Here is a 19,152-nt window from a genome sequence, read left to right as displayed (position 1 = left end):
GCGCCCCCTCGCACTCCAAAGCATTTCCCCCGAAGCAACAAACGCAAAAAGGCCCCCGGATTCTCCCCCGGGGGCCTTTGTCTTTGGCGCGCAAAGCGCGCAGTTCGCTGGACGCGAAGTCCTAGTACATGCCGTCCATGCCGCCGCCGTGACCGCCAGCCGGGGCAGCAGCCTTCGGCTCGGGCAGCTCGACAACGAGCGCTTCGGTGGTCAGCAGCAATCCGGCAATCGAAGCCGCATTCTGCAGAGCCGTACGAGTCACCTTGGTCGGGTCGATAACGCCGGCCTTCACCAGGTCCTCAAACGTGCCGGTAGCAGCGTTGTAGCCAAAGGTCTTGTCCTTCGACTCCAGCACCTTCGACACAACCACCGCGCCCTCTTCACCAGCATTGGCAACAATCTGGCGCAGGGGCTCTTCGAGCGAACGAAGCACAATCTGGGCGCCGATCTTCTCGTCGCCTTCCAGCTTCTTCACTAGCTCCTGCACTGCCGGAACCGCACGAACCAGGGCCACACCGCCGCCCGGAACAATGCCTTCCTCGACAGCCGCACGGGTCGCGTGCAGAGCATCCTCAACGCGAGCCTTCTTCTCCTTCAGCTCGGTCTCAGTTGCCGCACCCACCTTGATGATGGCCACGCCGCCAACCAGCTTCGCAAGACGCTCCTGCAGCTTCTCGCGATCGTAGTCAGAGGAGGTCTTCTCGATCTGGCCGCGAATCTCCTTCACGCGTCCGTCGATCTCGGTTGCCTTGCCGGCGCCGTCAACAATGGTCGTGTTGTCCTTGTCGATGGTCACGCGCTTCGCGCTGCCCAGATCCTCAAGCTTCACGCTCTCCAGCTTGATGCCGAGGTCTTCCGTGATCGCCTTGCCGCCCGTGAGGATAGCAATGTCGCCCAGAATGGCCTTGCGGCGGTCGCCGAAGCCAGGAGCCTTCACAGCCGAAACATTCAGCGTGCCGCGCAGCTTGTTGACCACGAGAGTCGCCAGCGCTTCGCCTTCCACGTCCTCAGCAATGATGAGGAGCGGCTTGCCGCTGCGAGCAACCTGCTCCAGAAGGGGAAGCAGATCCTTCATCGCCGAAATCTTCTTCTCGTAGATCAGGATGTACGGATCATCCAGAACCGCCTCAAGGCGCTCCGCATCCGTCACAAAGTAAGGCGAAAGGTAGCCGCGGTCAAACTGCATGCCATCCACGGTCTCGAGGCCAGTGTGCATCGTCTTCGACTCTTCAATCGTGATGACGCCATCCTTGCCCACAACCTTCACAGCCTCGGCAATGATTCCGCCAATCTCGGCATCGCCGTTCGCGGAAATCGTGCCCACCTGCGCCACCGAGCCCTCGTCAACAGGCTTCGAAAGCTGACCAAGCGCACCGCCTTCGCTGTAAACGCCATTCGCATCGCGCTTGCCGATAACAGTCACAACGGCCTTGTCGATGCCGCGCTTCAGAGCCGTAGGGTTCGCACCGGCAGCAACCGTCTTCACGCCTTCGCGATAAATCGCCTGCGCCAGAACGGTAGCAGTCGTCGTGCCGTCGCCGGCCACGTCGCTGGTCTTGGAAGCAACTTCCTTCACCAACTGCGCGCCCACGTTTTCGAGCGGGTCCTTGATCTCGATTTCCTTGGCAACGGTCACGCCGTCCTTGGTAATCGTCGGCGAACCGAACTTCTTCTCAATCACAACGTTGCGGCCCTTGGGGCCGAGCGTCGCCTTCACCGCATTTGCAAGGGTGTTTACACCCCGCAGAATAGCCTGACGGGACTCTTCACCGTGCAGAATCTGCTTTGCCATTTCAATCTCCTAACAGTAGTTAGTTATCAGTGGTCAGTTGTCAGGTACGCCTAAATACCAGCCAGTGTCTTTTCTGATCACTGACCACTGACAACTGAAAACTCGCGCGAAGCGCGTTTACTTCTTCACGATTCCCAGAACTTCTTCTTCGCGCATAATCAGGAACTCTTCACCGTCAATCTTGATCTCGGTGCCAGAGTACTTGCCGAAGAGAACGCGGTCGCCAGCCTTCACATCCAGCGGGAAAACCTTGCCCTCGTCGTTCGACTTACCCTTGCCAACTGCGATGACCTCGCCCTCCTGGGGCTTTTCCTTCGCGCTGTCGGGAATGATGATGCCGCCACGAACGGTCTCCGTCTCTTCAAGACGGCGAACCAGGATGCGATCGTGGAGCGGAGTAAAGGTCGTTACAGATGTTGCTGCCATTGCTTCCTTCTCCTTCAACACACAAGGCGGGCGCAGCCCGGCTTGTGTCATTATGTTTAGGTTTTGAAACAGGTACGGCTAAATCTTTGGCCGGTGAAGTGGCACCCGGAATAAGCAATCTGCTCCCAGCGGTGCTAGCACTCTAACCTTCCAACTGCTAAATTAGAAAGCCGCACCGGAAGTTGTCAAGCGGCAATCTGTAAAACTTGAGTGAATTGCACTCATATCGATCCGCACCTCCTACCAATATCCCAGGCACTGTCATCCTGAGCGACCGCAGGGAATCGAAGGATCTGCAGTTGCTCTTAGCCAGTTCCTTACCTGATTTTCAACTGAGTTAAGAAGTGTCAGGGCACGACTACTGGTAGGGCGAGGATTTATCTCCGGCCGAAACGCCCTGGGCTTTAGCCCCTGAGGTTTTGCTTTCGCAGCCGGTCTACGTAGTTACCAAAGTCCGCCACCCCATCGTTCCAACTTTTCCACCGAATCATTTGCGTACAATTAACTCCTTCTATGCCACACTAAAAATGCACAAAAAAACGGCCCAATTGCCAACGCAATCGGGCCGTAGCATTTTCCGGGGCAGAATAAGCTACCCTCCCCCTACCTAAGAATCTGTGCTTCTGTAATTTTGTAAGCCCGGAGGGTCCCCCCCTCCCCCCCCACGGACATCCCATTTTTAGACACTTAACTAGCATATTTTTCTGTTATATATGTAAAAACAATAAGGGCAAAAAATCCCTATTTTCTGCACACTTCTAAGTGCAAACAGGAAAAACTACCACCTGCAACCTGTGTCCACGACCCCTTTTGCTCCCTCATCCCCACACCATCCGTCCAACCAGATAAAATGAAGCTCATGATTCGCCGTAAGTCAGTTCGCGCCTTTGCCATCCTTGCCGCTCTCGTGCTCTCGCTCACCGCTATCAGCCTCCACGCGCAGGAAGTAAAGCGTGGCCGCAAGTACAAGGCCCCGCCGCCAACCTCGCGCATCAACATCACGGTCCTCCGTGACTCCAGCGGCAAGCCCATCGAGAACGCCTCGGTAATCTTCCATGAGCTAACCGCGGAAGGCCACGACAACGGCAACATGGAGCTGAAGACCGACGAAGACGGAAAGACCCTCATCGACGTCATCGAAACCGGCTCTACGCTCCGCGTGCAGGTCATCGCCAAGGGCTTCCAGACCTTCGGCAAGGACTACAAGGTAGACCAGTCCGAAATGGGCGTAGAAATCCGCATGAAGCGCCCCGGTGAGCAGTACAGCATCTACAAGGACCACCCCGAAGAAAAAAAGCCCGACGCTCCCCAGCCGGACCAGCAAAAGCCCCAGCAGTAATATGCCGCCGCAGTAATCAGTGGGAATGGAGCTTTGTATCAGGGCACGACTTCAGTCGTGCCGAAAAGCTCCTTAAGAAACAGGATGGCCTTTATCCCCCGCTTGATCGAATCACTGGGTGCCTCATTCTTACAACTTTTCCTGTCGCAAGGGTGGAATAGCGATATCCTCAACGCAGCACAAACCGCTAACCTGCTGACTCGCTGACTTGCTACCTCTGAATGGCCAATCCGCCCTGATAACCGGCGCAGCCAAGCGCCTCGGCCGAGCCATCGCGTTAAAACTAGCCGAAGCCGGCGCTGACATCACCATCACCTACAACACCAGCAAAAACGAAGCCGAACAAACCGTAGCCGACATACAAGCATTAGGCCGCAAAGCAAACGCAATCCGCTGCAACGTCCGCCACGAGCAGGAAATCAAGCAGGCAGTCTCAGAAACCCTGAAGCACCACGGCCACCTGAACATCCTCGTCAACAACGCCGCCAACTACGAGACCGCCGATCTGGCCACCATGCCCACCGCGCAATGGGACGCCATCTTCGAGACCAACACCCGCGCCCCCTTCATCTTTTCGCGCGAATGCCTCCCATACCTCCGCGTCACAAAGGGAAGAATCATCCAGATGGGCTCCTTAGGCGGCCTGCACCCATGGCCCACGCACGCCCACTACTGCTCGTCAAAAGCCGCCGTCCACATGCTGGTCAAAACAATGGCCAAATCCTTCGGCCCCGAAGTATCAGTCAACGCAGTAGCCCCCGGCTGGATCGACATGGACCCCGAGCCAACAGAAACCACGCAGCGCATCATCGCCAAAACCCCCTTGCAGCGTAGCGGCACCCCAAACGATATAGCCGAAGCCGTCCTCTACTTCGCCACATCAGCCAGCTTCATCACCGGCCAAATCCTCCCAGTAGACGGCGGCTTAGGCCTCTAATAGAAGATCAGATTTCGTAAGGTAGGGCAGGGCTAAAGCCCTGCCAATCAATCTGCCCGCACCCCAAAAGAAGTGTCATCCTGAGCGTAGCCGCTTTTCAGGCGCAGTGAAGGATCTGCGGTTGTTTTTGCAGTTGCTCTTGTAGTTGCAAGGCAGGCTTTAGGTATTCAATCGGATTATTTAGCTGTCCCGGTGGTTTTCTGCACGCCAGTCTCGCGCAACGCCCGATCGATCACCGTCCACACATCACTCTCATTCGTAAGCCCGTGAATTTCCTCACCGTTCACAAACAACGCAGGAGTAAAGTTCAGCCTCAGCCGAGCCGCTTCTTTCATGGATTGCAGCACTGGTGCTTCGTCCTGCGTCTTCAAGCAGGCTACTAACTGATTTTCATTCACGTTCGCCTTAGAGCCTTGCTCCGCAGCAATTTTATCTAGTGTCGAATAGCTCTTCACCGCATCAAACGGTTCTCCCGTCACTTCCTGCCCGTGCGTGTGAACATAGTCAACATAGCTCCAGTAAGCAACAGCACTCTGGTTCGCAAGGCAATGCGCATTCACCGCCGCGTGCAAAGCCCACGGATGAATATTGGTCAGCGGGTTGTCCTTATAAATAAACCGCACTCGGTCACCATAACGGTTGAACGCTTCCGGAAAGAGAATCGAGTGCATCCTGCCGCAAACCGGACATTCAAGATCGTCATAGCTAACAACCGTGACCGGAGCATCAGGATTTCCGCGAACCGGCCTGTCCTGCATATCTATCGACAAAGCAGGATTTTCGTTCAGGTCATATTTATCAAGCCGCGCAAGCGTCTTGTTATCGGAAGAAATCAAAAAATCCGCATCCACATTGTCGCGACCGTTGATGACAGATAAGTGAAGCGTGTCATATCCAGGAATAGAACTAGGCGTACGCGATGTGATTTTGATCTCGCAACTCGATGGAATACTAAACTGAGAACGAACCATGAGCTCTATCTTGCGGTCCAGAGGGATTGCAGAAGAAGACTGGGGGTTTTGCGCAGCAATCTGCAATCCAAAGTAGGCAATCACGAATGCGCAAACCAGGATTGGCAATTGAATTTTCATTGCGAAGAAATGCCTCTTCTTTGTCCCGAGAAACATCAAGTCGAAAGCTGTCTTACTTCGCCGCCAACGCCGCAATCATCGACTCAAAAATCTTCCATCCATCTGCCGATCCAAGCAGCTTCTCGCTTGACCGATCCGGATGCGGCATCATGCCGAGCACATTGCGCCCTTCGCTAAGCACACCAGCAATATTCGACAACGAACCATTAGGATTCGCCTCAGCCGTCACATCCCCATCAGCTGTCGCATAGCGAAACGCAATCCTGTCCTCAGCCTCAAGCCGGGCCAGTTCTTCTGGCGTGCAGAAGTAGTTGCCCTCCGCATGCCCAATCGGAATCTCCAGCACCTCGCCCTTCTTGAGCAAATTAGTAAACGCAGAATTAGCCGTCTCCGTCCGCAGATGCACCTGCTTGCAGATGTACTTCAGCCCCGCATTGCGCATCAGCGCGCCGGGCAGCAGGCCAGACTCGGTAAGAATCTGAAACCCATTGCAAATGCCCAGCACCATTCCGCCGCCCGCGGCAAATTTCTTCACCGCACCCATCACCGGAGAAAACCGCGCAATCGCTCCCGTCCGCAGATAATCGCCATAAGCAAACCCGCCCGGAACCAGCACCGCATCCACGCCCTTCAGATCCTCGGAGTCATGCCAGAGGAACTCAACAGGCTGATGCGCAATCTCCGCAATCACGTTGTAGGTGTCATGGTCGCAGTTGGAGCCAGGGAAGACAATCACGCCGAATTTCATACTCTAAGGTTATCAGCTTTCGAGCCGGGCTTTTTTCGTAGCAGTCCCGCGCCGAACCCAGAACACAACCACGCCAGCCGCCACCAGCACCGCCGCACCGCCCACAATCTTCACCACCGCCAGCGTCTTGTTCGGATCATCATCCGGCGGAAACATCGAAAGCACAATCGTAGCCACCGTACTCGCAATTCCAATCCACGCCAGCGCAATCGCAACAGGCTTCCCACCCGGAACACGCCGAACCCCCGGCCCAACCACCCGATCCTGCACCCGAATCATCGCCCCAAACAGCGCAAGGTACGGCAGAAAAAACGCAATCAACCCCATCGCAACCAGCACGTCATAAGCCCCGCGCACCGTAGTCCCCGCCTGGCTCAAAACGGCAACAACAATCCCCGCAACCCCATACACGCCGATCGCAATCCAGGGCGTCCGAAACTTCGGATGAATCTCTCCAAACGCCGATGGCAGATAGCGGTCAATCCCCGCCACAAATGGCAGCCGCGAAGTGGAAGAAAGATAAGCAGCAGCACCGCCCACCGCATTCAGCGCCACCAGCAATGCCACCGGAGCCACAAACCAGCCCACATGCAGCTTCTCACTCAGCAGAGCAATCCCATGAATAAACCCATCTGGCCCGCCAACCGCATCACTCGGCAGCGCCACCAGAAGCGCCGTCGTCCCGGCAATATATCCAACCGTCAGCAACACACCGCCCGCCACAATCGCCAGCGGAATCGTCCGCCGCGGGGTCACAATCTCATCCCCCATCGCCGAACCCGACTCTAACCCCGAAAATGCAAAGAAGACCGTAGACCAGAACACCGCATTCCCCAGCGACCAATGCGGAACCATCGCAGCCGAATCAAACCGTGTCACCGACCCAAACCGCCACCAGCACACCGCACCAAACATCAGCAGCGCCGCCAGCGGAACCAGTGTAGCCAAAGCGCCAAGATTATTTAGCCATTTGCCGGCATTCACGCCAAGAATGTTGAGCACCGTAATCAAAGCCAGCGCTACAACCGAGAAAAGCAAGTAGTAAACCGGACTGGCACTCAGTCCCTGCGCGGATTTCCCAAAAGCAAACAGCGCAGAAGCCGCCCCAAAGTAGAGCACGCCCGCAAAATAAGGCAGGTTGCTCATCCAGTAGGTCCACCCAGTCAGAAACGCAACAAAATCCCCAAACCCTTCGCGCGCCCAGACATAAATGCCACCCTCCTGCGGATACCGCGACGACAACTCCATCACGCATCCCGCAAGCGGCAAAAAGAACCCCACCAGCGCCGCAACCCAGATAACAAGGATGCTTGGCCCAGCCGCCGCCGCACTTGCAATCCAGCGAATACTCAAGCAGCTAATGACATAAAACAATGCTAGGTCGCAAAACCCAATGCCACGCTTCAGTTTAGTTTTCAGGCCGGAACTCTCACTCATGCCTCGCGCAGCATACCAGAGCGTTCTTTGCGAACAAATCTAGACCGCATGAAGATCCGCAAGCACCGCCATCGCCGCATTGCGCCCATTCACGCCAATCACGCTCCCGCCCGGATGCGTAGCCGCCCCGCACAGATAAAACCCCCTCATAGGAGTCCGCGTCGTCAACCGCTTGTGCCACATGTAAGCCGGCAAGCACTCACCCTGGAAGATATGTCCACCCGTCAAGCCAACCTTCTCTTCAATATCCGGCGGCCCCAACACCTGCGCATCAATCACAGCAGAATCAATATTCGAGCAAAACCGCGAAAGGGAACCAAGAGCAAGCCTCCGCACCTCATCCCTCCGCGTCGTCCAATCACCCGAAGCAAACGCATACGGCACATACTGCGCAAACACGCTCATCGTATGCGTCCCCTCTGGCGCAACCGAAGCATCATGCACACTTTGAAAGTAAAGCTCGCACCACAAATGCTCCGGCAACGAGCCTTGCCGCGCCACGGCAAACCCAGCCTTCCATTCCTCTTTCGTCAGCGGAGCATTGATCTGCCCATAGTGATGCGCCTCATTCACTCCCGGCCGCGCCGTGAAGTTGGGCAGCTCGCGCAAATGCACATTCAGCTTCACCGTGCACCCCGTAATCGGCACATCCTCAATCCGCTCGCGCCACGCCGCATCCGCATTCGCGCCGAGCATCTTCAACGTCCGCACAGGATCAGCATTCGACACAACGACCCGGGCAGCAATCCACTCACCGCCCTCCAGCCGCACGCCTTCACCGGGCACAATCTCCGCCACACTCACACCGGAAACGACAGTAGCGCCAGCTTCCATCGCCGCATCGCAAAAGTAGAACGACACCATCCCCATGCCGCCCTTTACATAGCCCCACATCCCCGGCATTCCGCCCAACCGTCCCGACGAATGATGAAACCGAATCGAAGCCGTGCCTTTATCAAACGGGCTGGCATTCGTCCCAATCACGCCCTGCCCGAGATACGCCACCTGCAACCGCTCGTCCTGGATATATCGCTCTAGGAATTCCGCCATCGACCAGTCGAATAGCATCCCGCAAGCTTCCTCATCTGCACCCAGCCGCTCCTCAATCTCTTCCCGCGTTACCGCGCCATTCAGCCACAAATCTCCATCCCCCGTAGGCCGCAGCGCATCCCGTGTCCGGCGAATCACCTCGTTCATCGCCTTCCATCCATCCACATCGCCCGGAGCCAGCGCCCGCACTTCCGCCTCGCAGCGCGCATCATCATCCCAAAGCTGAATACTCGACCCATCGAGGAAGGGAACAAACAAACCATTTATAGCTGGAGTCCAATCAAACCCTCGCCGCGCCAGTTCCAGCTCTTCCACTACTCGCGGATGCAGCAATCCTGCCAGGTAAGCACACGGCGACATCTTCACACCCGGAAATGCTTCCTCAATCGTGCAAGCCCCGCCCACACGTCGTCGAGCTTCAAGCACCAGCACACGCTTCCCGGCCTTCGCTAGATAAGCCGCGCAAGCCAGCCCGTTGTGTCCCGCGCCAACAACAATCGCGTCCCACGCACGCGCCGCCAGCTCACGTACCGCAACCGTCAGTCCAATCTCCCCAAGTACTGCAGCCGTTGGCGAACTCATGCCTCTCCCAATCGAAAATCAGAAATCTATGCCTGTGCACAAGCCATTCAATACCGCCAACTCTTCAAATCCGCTCCCGGAGGAGCCGTCTTTTCAATCTGCTCCAGAATCTTCGGCAGATACATCGTGTTGTAGTGCAGCCGCGAATATGCATTCGGCAGCGTCGGATCGCCATTCCAGCAGTGTTCCGCTCGCGGCCCATACGTCACCTCGCCGCCATAAGGAGGATTCTTCGTCGTCTTCAAAAAGTCCTCCATCCGGTAAACCGCGTTATTCAAAAAGTACGTATCATCCGAGCCCACATAAATGTGAATCTTGTCAGCAAGCTCCGGCCCAAGCTTCGTCCACTCCCGCTCCAGCTTCGCTTCAAGGTCGTAGTGCTCGCGCCAATACTCCGCAACCTTGTGGTCAATCTCGCCAGTCTTCTTATCAAAAATCGGTTGCGGATAACCATCCTCACCAACAGGCCCAAACACCGCCTGCCAGATATCAAATTGCTCACCGCTGCGCCCATGGTCACCAAGCGCCAGCTCGTAAGCATTGTTATCCTCGGTCGTAATCAGCGTATGCCCCAGGTAATCGCGCATCGCAGGCTGCGGCACACGCTTGTGCGCGCCCTCCCAATAAAACGCATTCTTGTCCTCGTAGAGATTGATATTTGTGTACTCATGAAAATCAATCGGGTCCGGGCAAGCCGCAAACGCGCCGTTGTAGTGTGTCGGATAGAAAACCTGCACCGCCAGCGCTTCCCATCCGCCCGTCGAACCGCCATAAGTAAACCGCGCCCATCCCTGTCCAATGCCGCGAAACTTCTTCTCAATCGCAGGAATCAACTCATCTTCAATCGCATCGCCATACGGCCCCACATTCGCCGAGTTCACTGCATACGAATCGTCATAAAACGGATTCGCATGCTGAATCTTCACAATCAGAAAACGCGGGAACCCCGGCGAAATCCACTTCTGATAAAACTTGTAAGCCTCTTCCTGTTGAATCCGGTTGTACCCAGCAAGGTGAAACCGCTCGCTGTAATCCGGCTTCAGATTCGGATCAGGCGGAGTAGTACGAAAGTCGCTGAACTCCGCCACAAAATGGTCATGAAAGATCATCAGCGGAAAATGTGCTTCCGTGTGCTCATCAAATCCCTCCGGCACCAGTACAATCGCGCTAACAAACATGGGACGGCCCCAAAACTTCGTCAGCACCTCACTCTGGATACGAATATGCCGTACATATTTCGTATCCTCTGGTGCAGGGATCGGCGGAATCACCTCACTCAATTCAACGGAAATCGGCGCTTCCCCCGGCCCAACATGCACCTTCACCGGCTTCGAGTAAAGATTCCCCGGCGAAATATCCCAGTGCTGTCCCTCGCCCTGGTCCATGTGCATCTTCACCGTCTTTCCATCGCTGCGGTGAAAGGTCTCGTACTTATTCAGCACAGCCTGCACAATGTAGTCGCCGGGCGGCACATCTTTCAGGCTCCGCACCGGATAACCCCACGCGCTCGCATCCACCGTCGCAGCCCCGCCCGGTTTCCATCCATCCACCGTTAATCCAAAGACCATCTGCGAGCGCGGCGAATCGTTAATCTGAAACCTCGGCTCCTGTTTCGGGTCATTAGAAAGCAGCAGCAACAACCGCCCGTCGAGCGGTTGCGAGCTTACCTGTGTTGGAAACGTCACATGGAACGTCTGAGCTGTGCCGGAAATCGACGTCAGCAGAAACAACAAGGCCGGAATTATCCGTTTCATGTCCGCTACTATACACGGAACAAACGGTAACCCCGGCCCAAATTTTTTCTTGCACTGTATGCAAACGATTACTTGGAATCCGCCACTGTTCGCCGAATAAAATCTGACACGCGATCATGCAGTTGTTTCAGGCTCGCGTCATTTACATACACCATATGCCCAGACTCATACCATGAATACTCAATATTCTTCGCCAACGATTGCGGAATCGGCAGGTGCTTTTCCTCATACTGCGCTGCAAAGAACGGCGTAGCCAAATCGTAATACCCGCCATTCACCATCACCTTCAAACGGGGATTCGTCTTCATCGCCTCTGCCAGATCATTCGACACGTTCACACTGAAGGGAATGCCACCATGCTTGAAATCCCATTGCGAGCCCCCAAATAGCGCCTGCGGCAAGTACGTTTGCCCATCTCCATACTTCAAGTCGCGCCGCACATACTCATTGAACAGCGAAACATAAGCAGAGGAGATAGCAGAACTCTGCGGATCATAATCCGCGCCCTCGCTTAGCGGATTCATATGCGGCCCCGAATAGCGGGAATCTAACCGCCCAGTCGTCAAATTCGCATCGTCCTGCACTGCCTTCTCAAACTCCCCGCCGTTCACGCGCAGATTTGCCTTCAGCCAGTACGCCGTCGGCAATCCCGTGTAGTTGTGCAGCTTCTCTGCAATCGATTGCTTTTCCGTCTCAGAGATATCCGTGCCAAGCGACAGCGCACGCATGTAGTCGCCCATGGCAAAATCTTCCACGTCCTTCAGGAACGGCTCCAGCGCCGCAGGCTGCTGCGGCAGCTTCTTGTGATACCAAGCCGTAGCAGCATAGGTAGGCAATCCCAGCACGTAAGGCAAATCAACTCCGGGATTTGTATTGGGAAGATCAAGAAAACTTGTAAAGTTGAAGATCTGCGACAGCAGAATCACGCCGTTAATATCGAACGAGTGCCCATTCTCCAGAATGTCCACCAGCACAGAGGACCGCGTTGTTCCATAGCTTTCGCCAAAGATAAACTTCGGCGAGTTCCACCGGCCATACTTCGTAATGAACCGCTGAATAAACCGCGCAAACGCATTCCCGTCTTCATCAATTCCCCAGAATGCCTTCTCCGGATATTTTCCCAGCAGCCGCCCAAAGCCTGTTCCCGGCATATCGATAAAAACAAGATCGCTAGTGTCCAGTAGCGAGTTCGGATTATCCACCAGCTTGTACGGCGCCGCAGGCAAGTGCTGATCGCCCGGCGTAGCCACATGCTTCGGCCCCAGTGAACCCATGTGCAGCCACACTGTCGAGCTGCCCGGTCCGCCGTTGTAGAAGAACGTAATCGGCCTCTCTTCAGCCTTTGCGTCCTTCTTGAAATACGCCACATAAAACATCTTTGCCAGCGCCGGCCCGTCTTTCGGTTCCTTTGGAGCATTCAGCGCAAGCTGGCTCCCCGGCTCTGGTTTTCCATCTAAACCAAGCTGTGCATCTTCCGCATCCGTCGCGCCCACCGTGATCGTCCCGGCAACCGCGTTGTAGCTGATAGCCTGCCCGCCGACAGTGACTGAACCCGCTGTCGTCACTTCGGTAGGTAGGGGCTTATCCGCGGGCTTGTCGGCAGGGCTCTTATCTGCCTGTGCATGGCTCGATAACGATGCTGCAAATAGAACAATTGGAAACACGCATGCTATGCGCATAGACAGTCCTCCTAAAGATGCCGGGAATCATAAAACAGGGGGAGGGAAGAGAAAGACAAAGGGCGCGGAGAAGAATCCCGCGCCTTTTCGAGGTGTTACTTCTGAGGTTTTTCAAACGGCTGTTTTTCGCGAATCCTTGGCCTGTCTTCCGCCTGTAGTTGCTTGGCAACTTCTTGCACCTGCTTGAAGACGCGCAGCAGATTGCCGCCAAGGATCTTCCGGCAGTCCTCTGCGGAGTAACCGCGTTTCATCAGCTCCGCCGTAACCTTCGGCAAGTCCGCGGCAGAATCCATACCTTCCGGCAACTGCCCGCTCACGCCGTCATAATCCGAGCCCAGCCCCGTGTGGTCTACGCCGGCAATCTTCGCAACATGATCAATCTGGTCAATAAGCGCGGAAAACGGGGGCCGGGGAATCCGGTCAGCATACTGGCGCTCAACCAGCGAAATATCCTCGTACGTAACTTCCTTGCCTTCTGCCTTAGCCTTGTCCTTAAACTCCTGCACGGCCTTCTTCACCTCCGCAGACTGCGCCTTCTGCGCATCGCGATAAGCCTGCGACACAAACGCCGAGTAGTAGTTCACCTGCACCACGCCGCCATTTACGGCAACAGCCCGCAACATCTCATCGGTCATATTGCGCGGGGCATCGCTCAGAGCACGCGCCGCCGAGTGTGAAGCAATCACCGGAGCCCGCGAAATCACCAGCGTCCGGTAGAAAGTCTTATCAGATACATGCGAAATGTCCACCATCATGCCCAGGCGGTTCATCTCATACACCACGTCCTTGCCAAACTCGCTCAGCCCCTCTTTCGTATGCGGAACGGAAGTATCGGTATCATCGCCCGAGCTATCCGCCCAGCCATTCGAGTTCGACCACGTCAGCGTCATGTACCGCACGCCCAACTCATAGTAGTCCCGCAGCAGCGCCAGCGAGTTCTCAATCGAGTGCCCGCCCTCAATGCCCATCAGCGCTGCAAGCTTATGCTCGCGGTGTGCCTTTTCAATATCTTCGGGAGAGGTCGCCAGCATCATCTCATTCGGATGCTTCGCCACCTGTTGCTTCACTGCATCAATCAGCACCAGCGTTCGGTGAGCGTCTTGCCCTTTGTAAATCTCGGGATCAACCCAGATAGAAAAGAACTCCGCGCCTAGGTTGCCCTTTTTCGCGGATTCAAGGTTGAGCTGTCCACCCTTCAGCGGATCGCTCATGTCGAAATTCTCATCAACAAACCGCTGCGTTGTGTCGGCATGCGTGTCAATCACAATCGCCGAGCGGTGTACTTCTTCAGGCGTAAGCTTTTTGGTCATCTTCGGGGAGGTGTTCGTCTTTGCAACAGGTTGAGATGCAGCCTGGGCCATCATCATGCCCGGCAGAACAGCAAGTAGTGTAAAAGTCGAGACGGATTTGCGCATAGGCTTGGCGTAAGTATAGCCCGTCACCACTCCAGCCCATGGGTCTTATTCTCTCCGCCGCCGTCCAGCCCCTTTGCGTGCGCCAGTCACATGCCGCTTGTTCAGCTGTGTCTCACGCAACTCCCCGCGTCTTCCGCGTGCGCGCCGTCGCGGAGGATGCAACACCGCGTATACCTTCCGCTCCGCTGCCGTAGGGCTCGTAGCATATCGCGGATCAAACATCGCCACCACAGCCGTTGCTCTGTCCTTATAAGCCCGCGCCCAGCGGCTATCCAGCAAGCTTTTTTGCACGTCATGCCAGTACTGCGCACTCGGCGCAACCGCCGTAATGTTTCCGGCATCATCCGTCTGCTGCCGGTTAATCAGCCCCAGAAACGTCGTGAACTCTTCCATATTCACGCCCATCTGGTACACAAGCTGCGTCATCCCCATCTGCTGGCTGGCCGTCAGTTCGCGAAAATACCTCGTATAAGCCTTCGCGTTAATCGCCGCCTGAACTACTCCAATTCGCGTCAACGCCTGCGCATCAGTCTCTGTAATTTGCGGATCAAGCGTCATCATCTGCGACCGAAAACCAGATTTCCCCCACGAATCCAATCGCTTGTAATAAACCCTGAGAATCTCCTTTAGCTTTTCCGGAGGCAGCCCCGCCGCCTGCCACAACTCCGCAGACGAAGGCTCAATAAACTGGTTCAGATTCGCAATATCCTTCTGCGGATGCACACGCTCCGGCAAATCCAAACTGAACCCCGCGCCAATCAGCGGCTGCGCTGTATGCGGATCGGGGTACGCCGTCAGCACCCATCCCTCATGCCGCTTGTCTTGCAAAATATCTACGAGATCATCCACGCTGAACTTCACGTCGGACTTTTTGAAAGCCTCAAGCCGTGCCAGCGCCACGCCATCGGAGGGCCCAGTCTTAACGGGAAGGGAGACGGCAGGCGGCAGATCCTGATCCGCTGTTACATCCGGCGTCTGTGTCGTAGCTGGAGCTTGTGTTTGCTGCGTATTCGGGTACGAAGGCAGATACTGCGCTCCCGCCGTCGCCGCCCCAGCCAATAACAACGCCGCCACCAGTCTCATCCCGTGCTTTCCCCCCTGCTTTCAACATTCCCTGATAATTACGATGCCGGAAAACAGCCGAGGGCACAACCTGCAACGCCCTCAAACCGTGCAAAGGTAATCAGAAAGCTCACAGAACCCACAAAGTAATTCCGTACCCGGTTTTCCTCACCCAATCCCTCCGCACCCCAATCGCATTCGCAACTAAAATAGAACTACCGCCATGCCCGAGTTCACACATCTTCATCTGCATACCGAATACTCCCTCCTCGACGGCGCCTGCGATATCTACAAGCTCATCGACCGCGTAGCCGCGCTTGGCCAGAAGGCCGTCGCCATGACCGACCACGGCAATATCTATGGCGCGGTCCACTTCTTCGACGCCGCTAAGAAGAAGGGCATCAAGCCCATCCTCGGCTGCGAATTCTACGTGACCAAAAACGAGGACCATCGCGCCCCGGTGCAAATTGAGCGCGGAGAAAAAGAGTACAACCACCTCCTCGTCCTCGCCGAAAACGAAGAAGGCTACCGCAATCTCATCCGCCTCACCTCCGAATCGTCGTTGCACGGCTTCTATCGCAAGCCCCGCATCAGCAAGCGCTTCCTTGCAGAAAACGCGAAGGGCCTGATAGCCACGACTGGCTGCCTCAGCGGAGAAGTCTGCGAACTCCTTGGCGAACAAAATGACTACGAAAAAGCAAAGGCTGTAGCGCAGCAGTATCAGGACATCTTCGGCAAGGGCAATTTCTACATCGAAATCCAGGACCAGGGCCTCGAAGCCGAGCGCAAGATTCACAAAGACCTTTTCCGCCTCGAGAAAGACCTGGGCATCCCCATGCTCGCCACCAACGACTCGCACTATCTCTGCGGTGACGACTCCCATGCGCACGACGTGATGCTCTGTGTACAAACCGGCGCAAAGGTCCATGATCACAACCGCTTTAAATTTGACTCCGACCAGTTCTTCGTCAAAAGCGCCGATGAAATGGCGCGGGTCTTTCCCGACCATCCCGGCGTCCTCTCGCGCACCATGGAAATCGCCGAGCGCTGCAACCTCAAGCTCAGCGCCGTAGACAATCCATTCCCGCAGTTCGATGTGCCCGAAGGCGAAACCATCGACAGCTTCTTCGAGCAGGTCTGCCGTCAGGGCTTCCAGAAGCGCATCGACACATCGATTCGCCAGCTTCAGGACCGCGGCCAACTCCGCAAGTCCATCGCCGAGTACGAAGCCCGCCTCAACTACGAAATCGGCATCATCCACCAGATGAAGTACTCCGGTTACTTCCTCATCGTGTGGGACTTCATCAAGTACGCCCGTGACCACGGCATCCCCGTCGGCCCGGGCCGTGGCTCCGGCGCAGGCTCGCTCGTTGCCTATTGCATGGAAATTACCAACATCGACCCCATGCAGAATGTCCTCCTCTTCGAGCGCTTCCTCAACCCCGAGCGCGTATCCATGCCTGATATCGACGTGGACTTCTGCATGAACCGCCGCGGCGAAGTCATCGACTACGTAACCCGTAAGTATGGCCGCGATCAGGTAGCGCAGATCATTACCTTCAACACCATGGCCGCCAAGGCCGCTATCAAAGACTGTGGCCGCGCTCTCGACATGCCTTATGGCGACGTAGACCGCATCGCCAAGCTCATCCCCGCGACTGTCGGCATGACCATCGACAAGGCGCTCGAAGACGTTCCCGATTTCGCGAAAGCCTACAACGGCGAAGCCCAAATCCGCGAGCTCATCGACACAGCAAAGAAGTTAGAGGGCCTCGTCCGTGGCCAGGGCGTACACGCCTCCGCAGTCGTCATCGCGCCGCGTCCGCTTATTGACCTTGTTCCCGTAGCCAAAACGAAAAACGACGAAATCGTCACCGCCTATGACATGAAGGCCGTCGAAAAGATGGGCCTTCTCAAGATGGACTTCCTCGGCCTGACGACGCTCACCGTCATCACCGACTGCCTCGCGCTCATCAAACAAAACCGCGGCATTGATATCGATATCGATAGCATCCCCCTCGACGACGAGGAGACCTACAAGAAGATCTTCCAGACCGCGCTCACATCGGGCATCTTCCAGTTTGAATCGAACGGCATGCGCGACATCCTGCGCCGCTACAAGCCTGACAAACTCGAAGACCTCACTGCGCTCACAGCCCTCTTCCGCCCCGGCCCAATCCAAGGCGGCATGACCGACGACTTCATCGAGCGCAAGTGGGGCCGCCGCAAAGTGGAATATATGCTCCCCGAGCTGGAAGGCATCCTGAAAGAGACCCTTGGCGTCATCGTCTATCAGGAACAGGTCATGCAGATCGCCAACGTCATCGCCAGCTACTCGCTCGGCGAAGCCGATCTGCTGCGCCGCGCCATGGGTAAAAAAATCCCCGCGGAGATGGCCAAGCAGCGCGAGCGCTTCATGTCCGGCGCCGAAATCAACAAGCACCCCAAGAAAACCGCCGGCGAACTCTTCGACCAGATGGAAAAGTTCGCAGGTTACGGCTTCAACAAGTCGCACTCGGCTGCTTACGGCCTTGTCTCTTATCAGACGGCATATCTCAAAACAAAATACCCGGTCGAATTTATGGCCGCGCTTCTAACATCGGAAACCTCAAAGCCCGAAAACGTAGTCAAGTACATCGCTGAGTGCAAAGAGATGGGCATTGCCGTTGAGCCACCTGACGTGCAAATTTCCGGCTCGCAGTTCACGCCTAAAGGCGATGCCATCCGCTTCGGCCTCGCTGCAGTAAAGAACGTAGGCGGCAACGCCATCGAATCCATCATGGCCGCTCGTACCGAACTCGGTGGCCGCTTCAACAACATCTGGGAGTTCTGTGAAAAAGTAGACCTCCGCGTCATGAACAAGCGCGTCATCGAGTCGCTTATCAAAGCCGGTGCGCTCGACTCCCTTGGCAAGCGCGGCCCGCTCTACGCCGCCGTAGACAAGGCAATGGAGCAGGCACAGAAAGCGCAAAAGGACGCCGAGCATGGACAGACCGGGCTCTTCGGCCTCTTCGACGACGTAGCTCCCGCATCCCACAAAACCGACGATCTCCCGCGCGTTCCCGACTGGGATGAAACTGAGCGCCTCGCCAATGAAAAAGAAGTTCTCGGCTTCTTCGTCTCCGGCCACCCGCTTGACAAGTACGCTGACAAAATTCGTAATCTCCCCGGCGTCATCTCCATCGCGGAAGCCCTCGAACGCAAACCTCCTGAGCGCCGCTGGGGCAAAGAGATGGACCCCTCGGACGAGCTGCAGATCGCCGGCCTCATCCACGGTCTGCGCGTGCAGAAAAGCAAGCGCGACGGCAAGCTCTATGCGCAAGCAGTGCTTGAAGACTCCAGCGGCAAAATTGATCTCATTGCTTTTGCCCGCGATTACGAGCGTCTTCAGCAGCAGCTCAAAATTGAAGCCCCTGTTCTCATGCGCGGCGTGCTCATGGGAGAAGAAGAGGCTGCGCCCAAGTTGTCCATCACGTCTATCCAGCCACTTGACGGCGTGCAGATCAAGCTTCCCGGAGCCCTCCGCATCCGCATCAACCTCGACAGTGTTTCGCAAGAGACTTTCTCTACGATTCGCTCGGCTGTGGACTCGGCTCCCGGTCCTGGAAAAATCATGTTCCACCTTGAAAAGAAAGGCCAGTACGCTGTGATTCTTGAGCCGGAACAGATGTCCGTGGCTGCGGACAAAGGTTGGATTGAGCGCATGGAAGAACTGACAGGCAAGGGAACTGTCCAGTCCGTTGGTTGACGGCAGTGCGACTGTGCATCTCTGTGTGTATGCGCACAGTGGGGGCCTTCCCCCAGATTGTTTGTTTTGTTTGAGTTGAAGAGGATTGCACA

General features: G+C 56.1%; 13 protein-coding genes. 3 read left to right on the top strand and 10 right to left on the bottom strand.

Going from position 1 to position 19,152, the window contains the following annotated elements; translation table 11 throughout:
* Positions 1-121 precede the first annotated feature (121 nt).
* A complete protein-coding gene (gene groL / locus AC5S3R_RS05365) occupies positions 122-1,792 on the bottom strand; it encodes a chaperonin GroEL (protein WP_494265960.1) in 1,671 nt (556 codons plus the stop codon).
* A gap of 117 nt (positions 1,793-1,909) precedes the next feature.
* The gene (gene groES / locus AC5S3R_RS05360; RefSeq protein ID WP_494265958.1) at positions 1,910-2,218 is read right to left on the bottom strand and encodes a co-chaperone GroES; all 309 of its coding nucleotides are present in this window, start codon (positions 2,216-2,218) and stop codon (positions 1,910-1,912) included.
* An 859-nt stretch (positions 2,219-3,077) separates the two neighbouring features.
* Here groES and AC5S3R_RS05355 point away from each other — a divergent pair.
* Positions 3,078-3,557, top strand: a complete 480-nt coding sequence (locus AC5S3R_RS05355) for a carboxypeptidase-like regulatory domain-containing protein (RefSeq protein WP_494265956.1) — start codon at positions 3,078-3,080, stop codon at positions 3,555-3,557.
* Between the two features lie 208 nt (positions 3,558-3,765).
* Positions 3,766-4,494 (top strand): SDR family NAD(P)-dependent oxidoreductase, encoded by a 729-nt coding sequence (locus AC5S3R_RS05350; protein ID WP_494265954.1) that lies wholly within the window; start codon positions 3,766-3,768, stop codon positions 4,492-4,494.
* A gap of 176 nt (positions 4,495-4,670) precedes the next feature.
* Here the strand turns inward: AC5S3R_RS05350 and AC5S3R_RS05345 are convergent, their stop codons facing one another.
* The 8 genes from AC5S3R_RS05345 to AC5S3R_RS05310 all read right to left on the bottom strand — a co-directional run bounded on the left by AC5S3R_RS05345 (position 4,671) and on the right by AC5S3R_RS05310 (position 15,333).
* Positions 4,671-5,585, bottom strand: a complete 915-nt coding sequence (locus AC5S3R_RS05345) for a DsbA family protein (RefSeq protein WP_494265952.1) — start codon at positions 5,583-5,585, stop codon at positions 4,671-4,673.
* 52 nt (positions 5,586-5,637) lie between these two features.
* The gene (gene purQ / locus AC5S3R_RS05340) at positions 5,638-6,333 is read right to left on the bottom strand and encodes a phosphoribosylformylglycinamidine synthase subunit PurQ (RefSeq protein ID WP_494265950.1); all 696 of its coding nucleotides are present in this window, start codon (positions 6,331-6,333) and stop codon (positions 5,638-5,640) included.
* Positions 6,334-6,345: 12 nt separating this feature from the next.
* Positions 6,346-7,770 (bottom strand): APC family permease, encoded by a 1,425-nt coding sequence (locus AC5S3R_RS05335; RefSeq protein ID WP_494265948.1) that lies wholly within the window; start codon positions 7,768-7,770, stop codon positions 6,346-6,348.
* Between the two features lie 39 nt (positions 7,771-7,809).
* Positions 7,810-9,402 (bottom strand): phytoene desaturase family protein, encoded by a 1,593-nt coding sequence (locus tag AC5S3R_RS05330; protein ID WP_494265945.1) that lies wholly within the window; start codon positions 9,400-9,402, stop codon positions 7,810-7,812.
* A 47-nt stretch (positions 9,403-9,449) separates the two neighbouring features.
* Positions 9,450-11,156, bottom strand: a complete 1,707-nt coding sequence (locus AC5S3R_RS05325) for an alpha/beta hydrolase (protein ID WP_494265941.1) — start codon at positions 11,154-11,156, stop codon at positions 9,450-9,452.
* A 68-nt stretch (positions 11,157-11,224) separates the two neighbouring features.
* Positions 11,225-12,835: a S10 family peptidase gene (locus tag AC5S3R_RS05320; RefSeq protein ID WP_494265939.1), complete on the bottom strand. Its 1,611-nt coding sequence runs from the start codon at positions 12,833-12,835 to the stop codon at positions 11,225-11,227.
* Between the two features lie 95 nt (positions 12,836-12,930).
* A complete protein-coding gene (locus AC5S3R_RS05315) occupies positions 12,931-14,277 on the bottom strand; it encodes a dipeptidase (protein ID WP_494265937.1) in 1,347 nt (448 codons plus the stop codon).
* A gap of 18 nt (positions 14,278-14,295) precedes the next feature.
* Positions 14,296-15,333 (bottom strand): lysozyme family protein, encoded by a 1,038-nt coding sequence (locus AC5S3R_RS05310; protein ID WP_494265933.1) that lies wholly within the window; start codon positions 15,331-15,333, stop codon positions 14,296-14,298.
* A 202-nt stretch (positions 15,334-15,535) separates the two neighbouring features.
* Between AC5S3R_RS05310 and dnaE the strand changes: the two genes are divergently transcribed.
* A complete protein-coding gene (gene dnaE, locus AC5S3R_RS05305) occupies positions 15,536-19,060 on the top strand; it encodes a DNA polymerase III subunit alpha (RefSeq protein WP_494265931.1) in 3,525 nt (1,174 codons plus the stop codon).
* Positions 19,061-19,152 lie beyond the last annotated feature (92 nt).

This window comes from Occallatibacter sp. FHG110214_02 (genome assembly GCF_059115385.1).
The sequence above is the reverse complement of the archived record's forward strand: the minus strand, read 5'-3'. Positions and strand labels throughout refer to the sequence as shown.

Coding starts and splice junctions, on each gene's coding strand:
- AC5S3R_RS05335 (WP_494265948.1), bottom strand. CDS start 7,770: ATGAGTGAGAGTTCCGGCCTGAAAACTAAACTGAAGCGTGGCATTGGG.
- AC5S3R_RS05310 (WP_494265933.1), bottom strand. CDS start 15,333: ATGAGACTGGTGGCGGCGTTGTTATTGGCTGGGGCGGCGACGGCGGGA.
- groL (WP_494265960.1), bottom strand. CDS start 1,792: ATGGCAAAGCAGATTCTGCACGGTGAAGAGTCCCGTCAGGCTATTCTG.
- groES (WP_494265958.1), bottom strand. CDS start 2,218: ATGGCAGCAACATCTGTAACGACCTTTACTCCGCTCCACGATCGCATC.
- AC5S3R_RS05355 (WP_494265956.1), top strand. CDS start 3,078: ATGATTCGCCGTAAGTCAGTTCGCGCCTTTGCCATCCTTGCCGCTCTC.
- AC5S3R_RS05345 (WP_494265952.1), bottom strand. CDS start 5,585: ATGAAAATTCAATTGCCAATCCTGGTTTGCGCATTCGTGATTGCCTAC.
- AC5S3R_RS05320 (WP_494265939.1), bottom strand. CDS start 12,835: ATGCGCATAGCATGCGTGTTTCCAATTGTTCTATTTGCAGCATCGTTA.
- purQ (WP_494265950.1), bottom strand. CDS start 6,333: ATGAAATTCGGCGTGATTGTCTTCCCTGGCTCCAACTGCGACCATGAC.
- dnaE (WP_494265931.1), top strand. CDS start 15,536: ATGCCCGAGTTCACACATCTTCATCTGCATACCGAATACTCCCTCCTC.
- AC5S3R_RS05325 (WP_494265941.1), bottom strand. CDS start 11,156: ATGAAACGGATAATTCCGGCCTTGTTGTTTCTGCTGACGTCGATTTCC.
- AC5S3R_RS05330 (WP_494265945.1), bottom strand. CDS start 9,402: ATGAGTTCGCCAACGGCTGCAGTACTTGGGGAGATTGGACTGACGGTT.